The sequence below is a fragment of the Spirosoma rhododendri genome (assembly GCF_012849055.1).
GTDB classification, from domain to species: Bacteria; Bacteroidota; Bacteroidia; order Cytophagales; family Spirosomataceae; genus Spirosoma; species Spirosoma rhododendri.
Genome location: NZ_CP051677.1, coordinates 5,529,750 through 5,546,049 on the forward strand (window position 1 = coordinate 5,529,750; position 16,300 = coordinate 5,546,049).

The following is a 16,300-nucleotide window of genomic DNA, read 5'->3' on the forward strand; positions in this document are numbered from 1 at the left end:
AGTTTTTTGCCGCGCCGTAACTTTAAACCTTGGACTTTAAACATTAAACCAACTGTATGAACCGACGTGTCCTGATTGGTATCAGCGTTGTAATCGTAGCCATTGCAGGTTGGCTGGGGTATCGGCAGATGCACCCGCCCGGCCGCACAGTAGGATCATTGATGCCGTCGGGATCGTTGCTGGTGCTGGCCAGTAACCGGCTTCAGGACACGGTGTCCGCGCAGGACCTGCGCACGCAGATTTCGCTGCAACAAATTCCGGTATTTGCCGAAGCCCGTCAGCGACTCGATCGCTTTCTTTACGCCACCGCCGACACCACGACCGCGCTGGCTTTTATCACGGGAAAGAATGTGCGGTACTCGCTGCACCCGATCACCAAAACGACGCTCGACTTCATCGTTTATATTCCCATCACCGGCGCTGCCGCTGACCGGGGGTATCTCAATAAGCTGACCAGCCCTGACCCGCGCTACCACCGGGTACTGAATCACGTTTTTCACGACGAAAAAATATTCGATCTGGTTTCCCGCTCCGGGGAGCAACTGGGTTCGTTTATCCTGACCGACGATTTTCTGGTCGTCAGTACCTCCGGAATCCTGATCGAAAACGTAGCCGAGCGGCTGCATCAGTCCGTACAACTTGCCCGTACGGAACCAACGTTTCAGGTCGATGCCGATCACTGGGCGGGGCTAACGATGCGCCCCGAAGTGTTGCAGTCGATGTTCGATAACACCGGCTCATTAGTTCGGCTGTTCCTGCCCGAATCAATCGATCTACAATTTCGTCCATCGAGTTCACAAACTCATCTGATCGGCTATGCGTCCGACGACATTGGGAATCGGCAGGATGTGGCCAATCTGTTTGCCGGGCAGACACCCCGCCGGATTCAAAGTACTGATCTCATTCCACAAACGGCTGCCACCATCTACCACATCGGCCTGACCGACCCGGTACGCTTCGGCCGGTCGATGAGTCAGTTGCTTAGCTCGGCTTCCGGCGATTTCCTGCGCGACCGCTTTGCTCAAATCAAATCGACCGTTGCGCCCATCTACGCATCGCTGGGGTCCGACATACTGCTTTGTCGGCTCGAATCGGCTGGGGTACGCGATGCCCGGGTGTTGGTGCTCAATACGGCCAACCCGCAGGCGTTGAAAGCGTTATCGACGGCCTGGCAGCAGATGGCGATTCAGGCGGGGGCTCGGCAAACGCCCACTCCCGTCGACTTTCTGGGTCATAAGCTGCTACGGTTAAATGTTCCGGAACTGCCTGCGTCTGTGTTCAGCAGTCTGTTTTTAGGGTTTCGGCAAAGCTGGATTACTCAGCACGGCAATGCACTGATCGTTGCCAATGGCGAAGACGTCATACAGGATTATCTGCAACAGTTACAGCGTGGGCTGGTGTGGGCCAATGGCGAACGACAAACCGACCTGCTGGCCAACACGCTTCGCCCCGCCAATTTTACTGCCCTGCTGCGCCTAAACCGGCAGGCCAACGGCCAAATGTCGGTGATGAGTACCTGGCCTGCATCGTGGCAGAACCTGTTCGATAGTCAGGCCGACGGGATGACGTCGTCGTTTGATAATCTGGAGACGATGGCCTATCAGGCGAGTTACGGCAACGAAAACATCCTGTCGACGGTTGTGCTGGGCCGCACGACGCGCCGGGCAAGTCAGGCGGTGCTGAACCGGGTTCTGCTCCAGAAAAAGACGGAACTCGACGAACCGCTGGCGGCCACCCCTATCCCGACCGGCAGCTTTAGTCAGGGGTCGGCGCAGTTTTTCGCGCAGGAAACCAGCAATCAGCTGGTGTTCATTTCACCCTACGGCGACAAAATCGGCCCGGTATCGACAGACGGACCCATTCGCAGCAATGCGCTGGCTATTGATTTTTTGAATAACGGCCGGTTGCAGTATCTGTTCATGACCGACCGCTCGCTGTACGTCGCTGACCCCGCCCCCCGCAAGATTCAGCTTACGCGCATTGCGCTCCCGGCGGGTATCGTTCCGACGTACCTGACCCGGCCTCGTGGGGCCACACAACGCAACTGGGTGGCACTGACTACCCACTCCGACGGCTCGATTTACGCCCTGGACCGGCAGCAGAAATCGTTCGTCCGCATTATGTCGCCAACGCCGAAGGAGCCACTTTTGCTGCCATTCCAGGTGCAGGCAACGCCTAAGGGCATGACGATCCTGGCTGCGCAGATCGACGGTACAGTGCAGCACTGGCAGGAAAACGGCACGCCATTTCCGGGTTTTCCGGTACGCATTCAACGCAAAAGCGAAGAGGCCGCTCAGGTACGGCTGGCGGGCCCGGCACTGCTACCGGCTGGTCAGTCGACCATTCAACTCATTACGGAAGAAGGCGAACTGATACAGCTTGCCTCGACGGGACAGATACAGAAACGCATTCAGCTGTATCGACCGGTGCGCCGGGGTGATTTCCGGCTCCTCCCCGATGAATCGATGACAAACTGGCTACTGCTCCGCACGACCGATACGGAAGCGGCTGTGCTGAACCAGAAAGGTGAGCAGCAGTTCGATGTGCGGGCGTTACAGCCGGGCACAACCCTCGTGCGCTACCATCGGTTAGGGGCAGGTATCACCGTTATCAGTGTCAAATCGGGCGCGTTTACGACACTCTACGATCTGGCTGGCCGCATCGTCGGTGATCGCCCCATTCCGGGTGATTTTCCGGTTGCCTTGCAATTTGACGCGCAGACCAACGAACTTTACGTCCTCAGCGGATCATCAAAAGCCGTACAGCTTTTCAGCATCCGAATGAGATGATAGGTTCAATGTTTAAGGTTTAAGGTCTAACGTTCTGGGCCCAACCTTAAACGTTAAACCTTAAACATTGAACATTAAACCAATAATGCGCTTTCTAAAATACATCGTACTGGCCGTAGCTGTGCTGTTCTGGATCGGCGGACTATCGTCGACCGCTGGTCACTGGCTGTACGATCTGGGGCTTGTCGTTGACGATTACCGCTACGGCGATCTGTACCGTGTGTCGGCCCTGCCGCAATTTAAAACCCCGACAGTCGCCTGCCCCACGGCTAATCTGGCCAGCGACACGGCCAAAACTGATCTGTACTTGATCGGTGACAGCTTTTCGGAAGCAGAACGCATTGGCCGCAGCGACTTCCCGATCGATCATTACCAGCGCATCAAGTGGGATTTTCCGCAGCAGGCCAAGCTCAACCCGGCGCACCGAAACGTACTGCTGATCGAATCTGTCGAGCGCCATCTCCGCGACCACTTCAATCAGCCCATTCGCGAACTAATCGTTGTGCAGGATACGGGCCGTACGGCAATTGTACCCTGGTACAAGCGTACGTATCAGGATCTGCACCGAAAAGACGTGGAAGAACGGCTCGAATCACTGCTGTTCAGTCAGGATTGGGCGTTCTGGTTTAAGGAAGTAAAAGCCCGGATTACGTTGGACTGGTTCGACCGGATCAGCACGGGAGCGGATCTGTCGCTGGATAAAAAACAGATTTTTCTGAATACCGATACCGACAGCACAAAACGGCAATCATCGTTCTCCCGCCTGTCCGATCAGCAGGTCAACGCCCTTGTCGACAGTATCAACGCCACCGCCGATCGATACAAGCGGCAGGGTTTCTCGGATGTTTACCTGGCTGTCGTCCCCAACAAAGCGACCGTGCTGGAGCCCAACCGCGCGGCTTACAATCACCTCATCGAGCGGGTTCAGCAACACCCCCGCCTGCGCGTTCCGACCGTCGATATCTACGCGCAGTATACCCGCGCGACAGAGCCTGTCTACCTGTTGGGCGACACGCACTGGACCTGCTACGGCCGTACGCTGTGGCTAAACGAGGTCCGGCGGGTACTGAAATTGTGACTGTCAGCACCGCGCCATCGGCACGGTGCTGACGCCGGTTAAATCAGGCTGAACAGATCACTGACGCCCAACATTCGACGGCTGATAAATCCCTCACCGAAATCAACGCCGATCATGTGCCCGTGTTCGCGGGTGCGCGATTCCAGAAAATCCATGAACGATTTACCGGAAATATAACTGGCCGGTTCGTCGCTGTCGGGATTGAAAAACTGGCTCTTATACGCTCTGATGGACTCGATTTTTCCGCTCCAGTAAGGCGTAATATCGACAACAAAGTCGGGCTTCAGCGACCGGTCCTGAATGTAGTGATACACGTAGATGGGCCGGTGCGCTTCCTGCTCGTTGCCTTCTTCATCAACCGTTTTGATCTGCCGGAGACCCGCGTAGAAGCAGGCCTGCACAACCAGTTCGGCAGCACGACCATGATCCGGATGCCGGTCGTCGGGCGTATTCGCCAGTACGATTGCGGGTCTGTACTTGCGGATCTTGGCAATGAGTGCCAGTTGATGCTCCTCATCGTTCCGGAAAAATCCGTCCCGGAAGCCCATGTTTTCCCGCGCCGACAGTTTCATGATGCGGGCACCTTCGGCAGCTTCCTGCTCCCGGATTTCGGGAGTTCCCCGCGTACCTAGTTCGCCCCGCGTCAGATCGACGGCTGCCACCGTTTTTCCCTGCGCAATCAACGACAAAACCGTCCCTGAACAGGTCATTTCAATATCATCGGGGTGGGCGCCAATGGCCAGTACATCAACAGTCATACGATTCCGTTAAAAAGAATGTAAACATACAAACGATGTATGTACAACAACTCAGTGTAAAGTAGAGCCTGTTACATCGCTTTGTTCAGATGTATGTGCATGAAATGAACCAATCATTCTTAGTAAGCGAAATTATCGACTAATAGTCAGCGCAGTAGGCTCATCATACCGGCTGATGAGCGCCCATAACCTCACAGAATAAACTCCATTAAATAAGTATAGAAATCAGTTGGGACAATGCCCGGTTTTCTTCTAAAAGCAAACCGTTATGAATAATTCCGTGATAAACCGCTTCGCCATACGAGGTGGTATCGGCCTCTCGCTGGCGCTGGCCCTGACATTATCTTCCTGCAAAGACGAAGAAAATCCTACAACTGTAATAAATACGTCGCCCGGCCAGTCGATCCAGTCGAGCAGCGCAAAACCGTCGTGGGGACCAACCATCACCCCACAAATGCTGGCCATCATCGAGGAGCTGGGCCGGCTCAACCCCACCCCTATCCAAACACTGTCGGCGCAGGAAGCCCGCACGAAACCGTCGTTTAAAGACGCGGTCAATTCACTGTTGAGCAAAAACAGTATAACGCTGCCGGCAACGGGCGTCACCAAAACGGAGCGGATGATTCCGGGGTACAACAATGTGCCTATCCGTATTGTCGTCTACACGCCGAGCGGAGTGGCGTCGTCGGCACCTGTCATTGTTTATATGCACGGCGGTGGCTGGGTCATTGCCAGTCCGGAAGTGTATGAGTATTCGACGCTGGCCCTGGCCAAAAATACCGGTGCCATCGTTGTTTCGGTCGACTACCGGTTAGCACCGGAAAACAAGTTTCCGACGGCGCACGAAGATTCGTATGCGGCTTACAAATGGGTGAAAGAAAACGCGGCCAGCCTCGGCGGGAACCCGGCGAAAGTGGCCGTTGCGGGAGAAAGCGCCGGGGGAAACATGGCCATCACGACGGCGCTCCTGGCCCGCGACCGGGGTCTGGCTTTGCCCGTGCATATCCTGTCGGTATTTCCGGTGGCCAACAACGACCTGAACACTGCGTCGTACAACACCTACGCCAGTGCAATGCCGTTGAATAAGCCGTCGATTATGTGGTTTGTCGACAAGTATTTCAATACTACGGCCGACGGCGACAATGCCCTTATCTCGCTCACCGACGTGGCGAATCTGAACGGTTTGCCACCGGTCACGATTATCGGGGCTGAAATTGACCCGCTTCAGACGGAAGGTATGCAACTGCGCGATAAGCTTCAGGCAGCGGGCGTTTCGGTTACGTACCAGCTGTATACCGGTGTCACCCACGAATTCTTTGGCATGTACTCCATCGTCCCCGAGGCAGCACAGGCGCAGGCGCTGGCCGCCCGACAACTAAACGCAGCTTTTCGCTAGCCGCGATACACACCGATTCAGCAAGCCCCCCGTCTCGACAGACGGGGGGCTATTTTTTTGCCCATTTATGGGCCACTGGTGTGACTTTTGATCGCCAGAGGGGTCTATGGTGAACTGAATCAGCAGTACGTGTATAAACAGTGAATTACTCTCGTTGAGTTGTACTTTTGGCCGTCGCTGGTTGTTCGCAACCAACTGATACCCACCTTTTTTTTAACTTGTCATGGCGTACAAAGTTCTTGCTTTACAGGTGAATTCACCTGCCGTAACGCGTCTGTCTTCCCGCGAGGAAGCCGAAGCCCAGATGCTCGCCAGCGTTGCCCGGCTCGATCAGCAGCTAACGATGGCCATTGGGCAGTCGGGGCGTGATACGCTACTGGTTGTTACCCCCGAAGCATTCCTGACGGGCCCACCCAGCACCGAGGGCATCGCGGAGTGGCGCGACAAAGCGGCTCTCGAAATCGACGGGCCAGTCTACGAAGCCCTGTCGGCACTGGTTCAGCATCATCAGGTTTATTTCTGCGGAAACGCCTACGAGCAGGACAGCTACTTTCCCGAGCTGTTTTTCCAGACCAGCTTTATCATTGGTCCCAATGGCGATGTACTGCTGCGCTACCGACGACTGAACGCGACGGGCATACCAACCCCCCACGATGTCTGGAGCCTTTATCTGGACGCCTACGGGTACGATTCGCTGTTTCCCGTAGCCAAAACGAACGTCGGAAATCTGGCTTGCCTGGCCGGTGATGATCTGCTGTACCCGGAACTGGCCCGCTGCCTGACGCTGCGCGGGGCGGAAGTACTGCTGCATGCCACCGCCGAAGCCAACAACCCACTGCCGCCCTACCGATCGATTGCGCGGCAGGCACGGGCTGCGGAGAACATGGCTTATCTGGTGTCGGCCAATACGGCGGGCAGTACCGACAGCCTGTTTCCGATGGCCGGGGGTGGCACAAAAATTATCGATCCGCGCGGACAGGTACTCGCCGAAGCCGGTACTGGCGAGAATTTGCTGACTACGGCCGACATTGATCTGGCAACGATACGGGACTTCCGGCAACGCCCGGCCGCCACTAACTGGCTGGCGCAGCTTCGCACTGAATTATACGCCGACAGCTATTCGCAGCACAGCATTTACCCGTCCGGTGCGCTACTAAACCAAACGCCCGACCGCCAGCAGAATTTGCGCGCGCAGCAGGAGGTAGTTCGCCGGTTATACGCTTAATGAAAAGGGCCGCTCGATTGAGCGGCCCTTTTCATTAAGCGTATACGGTGCAACCTGAGCTTACATTTCCAGGTTATTGTAGTCTTCCATCGACGTCCGAATAACATCACAGGCTTCTTCACGGCCGTAGATGTTGGCCAGTTCCATTACGGCTGGTTCGCCGGGCAGGTTTTTGTACGTCAGGAAGTAGTGGCGAAGGCGCTTTACAACCCCCTCAGGCAGTTCAGCCAGTTCGCGGAAATGGCCGTACATGGCATCTCCTTTCAGAACGGCAATGATTTTATCGTCGGCCTCACCCTTGTCGATCAGGCGGAAACCACCGATCGGAATAGCTTTCAGCAGGATGTCGCCGTGCGTAATCTCGCGCTCGGTCAGTACACAAATGTCGAGCGGGTCACCGTCTCCTTCGGCAATCTCCCGACCCGACCGCTCCGACGCCAGCTGTGCGATTCCATCACCGCAGTAGGTCCGGGGCACAAAGCCGTACAGGGCCGGAATGATGTTTGAATACTGCTGCGGGCGGTCGATGGTCAGGTAACCAGACTCTTTATCGATTTCGTATTTTACGGTGTCGGTCGGTACAATTTCGATGAAGGCCGTGATGATATTGGGGGCGTCTTCACCCGGTGAGATACCGTGCCAGGGGTGGGCTTTTGAAGGAGTTTTCGGCATTGCGTCTGGAGTAGTTGCGTCGAAGTAAGTCTGCATACGATTTAAAGAAAAAACTGCACTAAAAAAAGGTTCTATCGATTTGTAAAACAGACATTCCGCCCGGCTTTGTCGATACTACGCTGTGTAAGCGCGACAAAAGCGGGCGGAACGTCCTTTATAACAGTCAAATATACATGCGGGAAGCGACCTGTATACGTTTTCTGTTTAAATGGTCCGCTTTTCTGCGAAGCCAACGCGCTCGGCCACCGTTGACTCACCCGTCTTGTCGAGTGTCTGACGCACCAGCATCTCCCCCAGGAAGCCCGCCAAGAACAACTGTACCCCGAGTATAATGGCGACCAGCCCCAGAAAAAACAACGGGTTGTCGGTCACGTTGCGGTATCGTTCGCCTTGCGCAATGTTGATCAGTTTCTCGGCAATAAGCCAGATTGCAATTACTGATCCAACGAAGAACGACAGCGTACCCATCGTGCCGAAAAAGTGCATGGGGCGCTTACTGAACCGGTGTACAAACGCAATAACCAGCACGTCGAGGAAGCCATTGACGAAGCGTTCCAGACCGAACTTGGTCGAGCCGTATTTCCGGGCCCGGTGCTGCACTATTTTTTCACCGATTCGGGTAAACCCGTTCCAGTTGGCGACGATGGGCAGATTACGGTGCATGTCGCCGTACAGCGCCGGGGCAATGACTTTCACAACGCGCTGCCGGTAGGCTTTCAACCCGCAGTTGAAGTCGTGCAGGTTTACGCCCGATATCCAGCGCGAAACGGCGTTGAAGAGTTTGGTCGGCAGGGTTTTCGTGATCGGGTCGTAGCGTTTCTGCTTCCAGCCCGACACCAGATCGTAGCCATCCTGCGTAATCATTCGGTACAGTTCAGGGATTTCGTCGGGGCTGTCCTGCAAGTCGGCATCCATCGTAATAACGACCTGCCCGCGCACAGCCAGAAAACCCGTTTGCAGCCCCGCCGTTTTACCGTAGTTACGGTTAAACCGAATCCCCCGCACGTGCGGATTCCGCTCAGCCAACTGCTCGATTACGGCCCAAGAATTATCCGTGCTACCATCATCGACAAACAGGATTTCGTAGGTCAACTGGTTGTCCGTCGCGACCCGCACGATCCAGTCGTGCAGTTCGGGCAGCGACTCATCTTCGTTGTAGAGCGGAATCAGGATGGATAACTGAAGCGGTTCGGTCATGGATTGTGGTAAGTACCGGGATGTTACAGGCAAAACACCATTTTACCCCGATCAATTCGCCCGCAAAGGTCGGAAACAGATTCAAAAAATGAGATAGTAGTCGCGTAGTAGATTCCGAAACGCGTCGGTATAGGTGCGGCCGTCGGTTTCGTAGATGTTCAACTCGTGGGTTTCGCAGGTTCCTTCCCGCTGCGAAAACCCGGTCACCCGCCGGAAAACAGGCTTCTGCGCGTGGTGCCGCAGGTCGAGCTGACGAAACGGCTGTAAACCGATCGATTGCGCTAGCGCCGTGAGCAGCCCCATTTCGTACGACGGCAACAGGACCCACCACTGCCCGCCGGGCTTTAGCAATTGCTGAACGGCCAGTACAAGTGCCTCGAACGGTAAATCGCCGGTGTGCAGCGCCCGGTTCACTACCGCGTCGGGCGAACGCAGCTGATTGGTGTAGAACGGCGGGTTGGTCAGGATTCGGTCGTACTGCTGCGCCTGAGCGGAATTCTGGGCAAATGCCTGAATCGACGTTTGATAGACCCGTACCCGGCTGGCAAACGGACTGTCGGCCACGTTATCAACGGCCTGCCCAAACGCATCTCCGTCAATTTCTACCGCGTCGATCAGAGCCGTCTGGTTGCGCTGCGCAGCCATGAGCGCCAGCAGCCCCGTACCGGTTCCGATGTCGAGCAGTTGCCCACCTGCGCCCACGTCGGCCCACGCGCCCAGCACGCAGGCGTCGGTGCAGACTTTCATGGCCGCCCGCTCCTGCCGAATGGTGAACTGCTTGAATCGAAACATTATTTACGCCCGAAATCAGCCGGATTTTCGCCCCATACGGTGGTTTCCCACTTCAAAACGGGGTTGGCAAAGCGGTGCGTTTTCAACCACGTTTCGGCCCGTTCGATCAGGTCGAAGAGTTCGGCGTTGCGCCCCGTTTCTTCAAGTTTGGTATTCGCCTTTTTCTTCTGCACCCAGCCAATCGCCGTCCGCGAATCGGAGTAGACGGGGATATTACTGTTTTTCTGGTGCAGCAGCGCCAGCGCGTGAACGATGGCCAGAAATTCGCCGATGTTGTTGGTCCCGTCGCGGTACGGGCCCATCAGAAACAGCCGCTGCCGGGTGGCCAGATAGATGCCCTGGTACTCCATATCGCCGGTTGCGGTGTTCCAGGCGGCATCGACCACCAGACTATCTTCGTTCGGGTCGCCCACCAGTCCCGGCAGTTTGCCTTGTTTGCCAGCGGGTTTCGGCCCCTGCCCGATGTGCTGATGGGGTTTGTCTTTGTAGGCATTGAGGGCAGCCGACTTTGAATCGAACGACTTAAACAGCGGGCCGTCGAAGCCGTCGGTCTGGGCTTTGGCTTCGTCCCAGCTCTCGTACACGCCCGGCTTCCGGCCTTTCCAGACTACATAAAATTTAGGCTTTTTCGCGGCCATGCTTACCAAATTCGTAAAACGGAACAACGGTCAACCACCGCACCCGGTCACCCGGCGGGTGGGTGCGGTGTAATTGACTTTGCAAAAGTAAGCCGAAAGGGTAGCAGCCTGCATAAGCGCGACGAACAAAGGCTTGCGACAGGTGGTTTTCTGACCAACTCAACTACAGAGAAGCTATGCAAAACGAAACAGCATCCTACCTATCAAGCCCAAGCCCCGTTGTGCTGATTGTCTACAAGAAAGAGCCTTACCAGTACCTCGCCGTTTTCGTCAACCAGACGCGTGAACAGGCCGAAGAGCTGTTTAAGCAAAAATACACGGTCGAGCCGGGGGCCGACTACGAAGTAAAAGAATATGAGAACGTAGAAAGCTATTCCGTAGCTGACAACGGCGAACTGCTGGTCAACGGCAGTTACAAGTAACAGGAAGATTTTTACGGACAGGATTACAGGATTGACAGGACATCTGGGAGCCGGAGCGTTTTGTCAATCCTGTAATTTTTTACACGCCTTTTAAAACTAGAGAAGACATACATTTATAATCATTTTACTAAATATTATAATTTAAAGATAAAATAATAGATCCGTCTGTCGTGTTTGTCAAATAAGCGCATCATTGGTCTGCTTGCCACACATTGTCTGCGCTGACCTACTACACCATGAGACTGTTCACGATTACTTGTTTGCTATTTGCCGCACATACCGTATCAATTGCCCGGCCGGACTCACTGCGTTACAGGAACCTCGTTTTCGAAGGTGGTGGCGTGCGCGGCATTGCTTACGCAGGTGCACTAAACGTGCTGGAGCAGCGGGGCATACTGGCATCGGTTGAACGGGTAGGCGGCACGTCGGTGGGTGCGATCACGGCGCTACTGCTGGCGGTAGGGTACAACACCGGTGAGATACGAAGTCTGTTGAGCGACTTGAAAATCCAGCAGTTCAATGATGGCCGATGGTTTTTTCTGGGTGGTTTTCATCGGCTTAACCGCCGATATGGCTGGTACCGGGGCGACCGTTTCGAGCGTTGGGTAGAGACGGTCATCGTTCGTAAGATGAACCAGCCCGATCTGACCTTCGCCGACTTGCATCAGCGGCACCTTGCCGATGCCAGCGTCAAAGATCTGTACGTGACGGGCACCAATCTAACTACACAGAAAATCGTGGTTTTCTCGCACGAACAGACGCCCGACATGCCCCTGAAAACAGCTATTCGCATCAGCATGTCGGTACCGATGTACTTTGGGGCCGTGCTCCTCGACGACCAGAATCAGGTAGTCACGAAACCCAAAAAGGGGCAGGACTATCAGGTGATGGTCGATGGCGGAATACTGGCCAACTACCCACTCAACCTGTTCGACACGGACAATAAGCCCAATCTGGAAACACTGGGACTCAAGCTGGTCAGGCCAGCGCAGGCCGATTATGCACGCATTGCCGACGGGCCTGCCCCCTACCCGATTCATAACATCAAACAGTACGTAGGCGCACTGTACACGTTCGTACTTGACGGGTTCAACAACCGCCAGTCGGGGTTGTCGGAGCGTGAACGGACGCTGTATATCAGCACGGAAGGCATTTCGCCCCGCGTCCGGCACGTTCCTCGCAAGCAGGTTCAACGGCTTTACGAGAGTGGCGAACGCGGGGCGATGCATTTCCTGCGTTAGTCGTCGTTTTTGGGCCAGAAGGCATAGAGCAATACACCCAGCACTACCCCTACACCGACCGTCCGGGCGACGTGAAAGGAGATCGGCGTCGGCATCGACACGATACCGAATTCATCGGTAACGGCAGCCTGTTTGACGTAACGGCCATCCTGCGACGGGATTGACAACTCGTCGAACTTATCGATCAGTTTGTTTAGTCCAATTGTCAGATCGGAGCCACGCACGGCAATCCCATGCCCCGTTCCGACGGCCAGTGGTTTCAACTCTTTCAGTTTTTTAACCGACTGCCGGGCCGCGTCCCAGTCGCAGGTGAAGTAAGCCGGGGGGCCGTGAAACTCTTCGCGCTGCGTCACCACCGCCGACACCTCGTTCTGGTTGGTCGTCACGAAGGCATCGCCCGCCAGCAGCGTCCGGTCTGATTCGCGGAACAGCGAGATATGGCCGGGTGCGTGGCCGGGCGTGAAGACCACCCGCCAGCCGGGTAATTCGGGAATCGTATCGCCGTCTTCGACGGATTTTATCCTATCGCCAAAGTCAGTTGGGCCGATGGGAAACACCCACGACATATACGCCATTCCCCCGCCACCGATAGCCGGGTCGGGTGGTGGGTAGCTGGATTTCCCCTGCAAGTACGGCAGTTCGAGCCGGTGCGCGTAGACCGGCACGTCCCAGTCTTTCAGCAGCGATTCCAGATTACCCACGTGGTCGGCATGGCCGTGCGTCAGTACGATGGCCTGCGGTTTGGTACCTTCCCCGAACAGTTCGACGGCTTTGTCTTTAATCGAACTGGTAAAGCCCATAAACCCCGTATCGACCAGCACCCACGGATTACCGGGGCCGGGTTCGCCCACAAAGTACAGGTTGACAAACAGGGTTTTAATACCAGCGATATCGCTCGTTACCTGATAGGGCGAATCGCCGGATTTGACCTGAAACGGATCGGGTTTAACAATGCTTTCCATACGTAGTCGAGTTATTTACTAACTCAACCTCAGCCGGAAATGAATGTTTGATGCGGGAAAAACAGCGACGCTTACTTTTCCTGGTCGTCTTTAGTGGCTACTGTTCCAGCGGCCAGTACATCCTGTAGCGTCAGAAGCGGAGCTTGACTAGCTGTCCATTCGTCGTCTAAGCGGCTCATCTCTGATTTTGTCAGTTCATTTCTGATTACGGCCACTAGCTTCCTGCTTTCTTTTTTCGGTGTTTTCAGCATATTGATTACGCACTTTCGCTTTAGATGGCCAACAACTGATTGGTCGAATTTGGCTATTTCGTACCACAAAAACAACAGAACATACCCGAAAGCGGTTCGATAAACCTACTGCTTGAAAACGGGCCTCACCGTCATTCGATGAGCGTACTTCTTTAATCATTACGAACGGATCGGCAAAAACGCTTTCCACTTCACTTATCGAATTGTCGCGTTCAGGATAATCTCTGAGTATATGCTTAGTGTTGCCGTCGTCCCACTGAAAAAGAATCATGTATAAGGTGAAGAAATGTGTACGTCTTTAAATCAACCGGAAATGAATGACCTAACCCCGCTCTTCCCAGACCTGCGCCACGTTGACGATCACATCGACGGCATGCTGCATATCCTGCACTGATACCCACTCCTGCCGCGAGTGAAAAGCGTGTTCGCCCGCGAAAATGTTGGGGCAGGGCAAACCCATGAACGACAGCCGCGACCCATCAGTACCGCCCCGGATGCTCCGCTGCCGCGCCGATAGACCCGCCCGGCTCAGGGCTTCGAGGGCATTCTCGACCACAGCCGGATGGTCGTCGAGCACCTGCTTCATGTTGCTATACTGCTGGTGCACAGTCAGCGTGGCCGACGAGCCGGGGTACTGTTTCAGCACCTCGTTGAGCTGGTTTTGCAGGTACGTTTCTTTCTCCTGCAAGCCCACTTCGGTGAAATCGCGGATGATAAACTCGACCGTCGCCTTATCCTGATTGCCTTCCATCCGGGTCGGGTGAATGAAGCCCTGCCGGTCCTCGGTCGTTTCGGGCGACAGGTGATCTTTGGGCAGCAAGGCCAATAGGTCGGCCGCGATTTTCAGCGCATTTTCCAGCTTACCCTTCGCAAAGCCGGGATGCGTACTGACGCCATGAATCTGAATCGATACGGCATCGGCAGAGAAGGTTTCATCTTCAAGCGTACCCAGCGATTCGCCGTCGATGGTATAGCCGTACTGCGCGCCGAGCTTCGCCATATCGACTTTTTCGGTGCCGCGCCCCACTTCTTCGTCGGGCGTGAACAGCAGCCGGATGCGGCCGTGCTTCACGTCGGGGTGGGTCAGCAGGTAGTTGGTGGCATCCATGATTTCGGCCACGCCCGCTTTGTTATCCGCACCGAGCAGCGTAGTACCGCTGGCGGTGATGATGTCGTTGCCAAGCTGCTGCGCCAGGTCGGGATGATCGGACGCGCGGATTACCTGCGCCGGGTCGTCCGGCAGCACCAGATCGGAACCGTCGTAGCTGGCATGAATGATCGGCTTCACCCCCGCCCCCGTTACGTCGGGCGAGGTGTCGACGTGCGAGCAGAAGCAGATCGTCGGCACGTCGGGCTTGTCAGTGTTGGCGGGGATGGTTGCGTAAACGTAGCCCCACTCGTCGAGTTCAGCATCGGCAACACCCATCGCCAGTAGTTCCTCCACCAGCACGCGGCTCAGGTCTTTCTGCTTCTCGGTGCTGGGATTGGTTTTCGATTGCGGGTCCGACTGCGTATCGATCTGCACGTAGCGCAGAAACCGGTCGACAACGGTGTATGGGTAATCGGTCATGTTGGGTCAGGCGTTTTCGTTGAGAATCGTTTCCAGATCGGCGGGCGAATAGTTAACACTTTTGAGCGTCTTCCGGTCGGCGTCGCGAAACACCAGATACGTACCCGCCGACTCAGTATAGTGGCAGTCGACACCTTTACTGCGGTACTGCGCCACGGTCGCTTCGGCCTCCTCGACGGTCTGGCAGGCTTTACTCATGTTCGACCGTTGCACCTCATCGAACAGAGCTTTGAACCGGTCGCCCAGCCCAAATTCCAGCACCGCGCCCGACAGTACATATTGTAAATCGCAAAGCGCATCGGCCACAGCGACGATGTCCTGTGCATCAATCGCTTCGCGCAGTTCGTCGAGTTCTTCGGCCAGCAAGGCTACCCGCAACTGACACCGCCCGGCGTCGGGAATCTGCGGGCTGTCGAGAACGGGAGCATGAAACGTATGGTGAAACTGAGCCACCTGATTAAGCGAGTCGGGGGATTGCATTGTCTTGAACTGTGATTTTTATGATTTGATGATGAGCTGTGATTTATCTGAACTATGATTGTCTTGAACTGTGATTTTTGTGATTGTACAGATTGCCCTGATTAAAAATGAATCATAGACCATCAAAGCAATCACAAAAATCACAGTTCAGAAAAATCACACGGGGCCGCCCGGCGGTTCAGAAAAATCAGCGGTCCTTTTTCCGATTGACGACGCGTTTGTGTTGAAGGCTGCGGGCACCAAAATTGATGAGCAGGCCGACTTCCAGATTATACGCTTCGAGGTAATTGATGGCTTGCGCGAGGTGAACGTCTTCCAGTTGAATGATCGCTTTCAGTTCGACCGACACGCAATCATCAATGTAAAAGTCGACGCGCCGGGAGCCGATGTTGTGGTCTTTGTAGAAAATTGGCATTTCAAGCTCACGTCGGTACGGGATACTGGCTTCGGTCAACTCAATCGCCAACGCCCGCTGGTAGATAACCTCCTGAAAACCGTTGCCCAACCGCCGGTGTACTTCCATCGCACAGCCAATTATCAGCCCCGTCAATTCGGAGTATTTGTAACGTTCATTTATCATGTATTACGGTGGTAAAGTTGAACTGTGGTTTGTCTGAACTGTGATTATTTTGATTGCTTTGATGAACTGTGATTTTTCTGTCTCTTTCGAATCAGCGAAATCAATAAATCATTATTAATCATAGTTCAGACAATCTTGAACTGTGATTAGTAATGATTACACAGATGGACTATGATTCTTCTTTTTCAATCAGCGGAATCAGTAAATCAGAAAAATCACAGTTCAGACAATCAGCGAAATCTGTGTAAT

The 16,300-nt window shown here is 54.8% G+C and carries 16 protein-coding genes; 6 read left to right on the forward strand and 10 right to left on the reverse strand.

Features of this window, described 5'->3' with window-relative positions; all coding sequences use genetic code 11:
* Positions 1-56 precede the first annotated feature (56 nt).
* Together HH216_RS23210 and HH216_RS23215 are read left to right on the forward strand one after the other, a co-directional pair.
* Positions 57-2,789, forward strand: coding sequence for a hypothetical protein (locus HH216_RS23210; RefSeq protein WP_169553025.1), 2,733 nt, complete (start codon positions 57-59; stop codon positions 2,787-2,789).
* Positions 2,790-2,874: 85 nt separating this feature from the next.
* Complete coding sequence (locus HH216_RS23215) at positions 2,875-3,867, forward strand: hypothetical protein (RefSeq protein ID WP_169553026.1); 993 nt, start codon at positions 2,875-2,877, stop codon at positions 3,865-3,867.
* Between the two features lie 38 nt (positions 3,868-3,905).
* Here the strand turns inward: HH216_RS23215 and bshB1 are convergent, their stop codons facing one another.
* On the reverse strand, positions 3,906-4,625 hold the full coding sequence (bshB1, locus tag HH216_RS23220) for a bacillithiol biosynthesis deacetylase BshB1 (RefSeq protein ID WP_169553027.1): 720 nt from the start codon (positions 4,623-4,625) through the stop codon (positions 3,906-3,908).
* A 268-nt stretch (positions 4,626-4,893) separates the two neighbouring features.
* Here bshB1 and HH216_RS23225 point away from each other — a divergent pair, with 268 nt between their 5' ends.
* Entirely contained in the window at positions 4,894-6,021 is a 1,128-nt protein-coding gene (locus HH216_RS23225; RefSeq protein WP_169553028.1) for an alpha/beta hydrolase, read from the forward strand.
* Between the two features lie 223 nt (positions 6,022-6,244).
* On the forward strand, positions 6,245-7,246 hold the full coding sequence (locus HH216_RS23230; RefSeq protein ID WP_169553029.1) for a nitrilase-related carbon-nitrogen hydrolase: 1,002 nt from the start codon (positions 6,245-6,247) through the stop codon (positions 7,244-7,246).
* 60 nt (positions 7,247-7,306) lie between these two features.
* Here the strand turns inward: HH216_RS23230 and HH216_RS23235 are convergent, their stop codons facing one another.
* From HH216_RS23235 to HH216_RS23250, 4 genes are all read right to left on the reverse strand, one after another.
* Positions 7,307-7,918, reverse strand: a complete 612-nt coding sequence (locus HH216_RS23235; RefSeq protein ID WP_169553030.1) for an inorganic pyrophosphatase — start codon at positions 7,916-7,918, stop codon at positions 7,307-7,309.
* A gap of 204 nt (positions 7,919-8,122) precedes the next feature.
* The gene (locus HH216_RS23240) at positions 8,123-9,115 is read right to left on the reverse strand and encodes a glycosyltransferase family 2 protein (protein ID WP_169553031.1); all 993 of its coding nucleotides are present in this window, start codon (positions 9,113-9,115) and stop codon (positions 8,123-8,125) included.
* Positions 9,116-9,196: 81 nt separating this feature from the next.
* Positions 9,197-9,907: a tRNA1(Val) (adenine(37)-N6)-methyltransferase gene (locus HH216_RS23245; RefSeq protein ID WP_169553032.1), complete on the reverse strand. Its 711-nt coding sequence runs from the start codon at positions 9,905-9,907 to the stop codon at positions 9,197-9,199.
* The gene (locus HH216_RS23250; protein ID WP_169553033.1) at positions 9,907-10,545 is read right to left on the reverse strand and encodes a ribonuclease H1 domain-containing protein; all 639 of its coding nucleotides are present in this window, start codon (positions 10,543-10,545) and stop codon (positions 9,907-9,909) included. The genes HH216_RS23245 and HH216_RS23250 overlap by 1 nt, the downstream gene beginning before the upstream one ends.
* Before the next feature lie 176 nt (positions 10,546-10,721).
* Between HH216_RS23250 and HH216_RS23255 the strand changes: the two genes are divergently transcribed.
* Both HH216_RS23255 and HH216_RS23260 read left to right on the forward strand, forming a co-directional pair.
* Positions 10,722-10,967: a hypothetical protein gene (locus tag HH216_RS23255; protein WP_169553034.1), complete on the forward strand. Its 246-nt coding sequence runs from the start codon at positions 10,722-10,724 to the stop codon at positions 10,965-10,967.
* Positions 10,968-11,203: 236 nt separating this feature from the next.
* Positions 11,204-12,208 (forward strand): patatin-like phospholipase family protein, encoded by a 1,005-nt coding sequence (locus tag HH216_RS23260; protein WP_169553035.1) that lies wholly within the window; start codon positions 11,204-11,206, stop codon positions 12,206-12,208.
* Here HH216_RS23260 and HH216_RS23265 read toward each other — a convergent pair.
* The 5 genes from HH216_RS23265 to HH216_RS23285 form a co-directional block, all read right to left on the reverse strand.
* A complete protein-coding gene (locus HH216_RS23265) occupies positions 12,205-13,170 on the reverse strand; it encodes an MBL fold metallo-hydrolase (RefSeq protein WP_169553036.1) in 966 nt (321 codons plus the stop codon). The two genes, HH216_RS23260 and HH216_RS23265, sit on opposite strands and share 4 nt — an antisense overlap.
* A 195-nt stretch (positions 13,171-13,365) precedes the next feature.
* Complete coding sequence (locus tag HH216_RS23270) at positions 13,366-13,692, reverse strand: BrnT family toxin (protein ID WP_169553037.1); 327 nt, start codon at positions 13,690-13,692, stop codon at positions 13,366-13,368.
* 51 nt (positions 13,693-13,743) lie between these two features.
* Positions 13,744-14,991, reverse strand: coding sequence for a peptidase T (gene pepT, locus HH216_RS23275; RefSeq protein WP_169553038.1), 1,248 nt, complete (start codon positions 14,989-14,991; stop codon positions 13,744-13,746).
* Between the two features lie 6 nt (positions 14,992-14,997).
* Complete coding sequence (locus HH216_RS23280) at positions 14,998-15,471, reverse strand: pyrophosphohydrolase domain-containing protein (RefSeq protein WP_169553039.1); 474 nt, start codon at positions 15,469-15,471, stop codon at positions 14,998-15,000.
* Positions 15,472-15,658: 187 nt separating this feature from the next.
* Positions 15,659-16,051, reverse strand: a complete 393-nt coding sequence (locus tag HH216_RS23285) for a GxxExxY protein (RefSeq protein WP_169553040.1) — start codon at positions 16,049-16,051, stop codon at positions 15,659-15,661.
* Positions 16,052-16,300 lie beyond the last annotated feature (249 nt).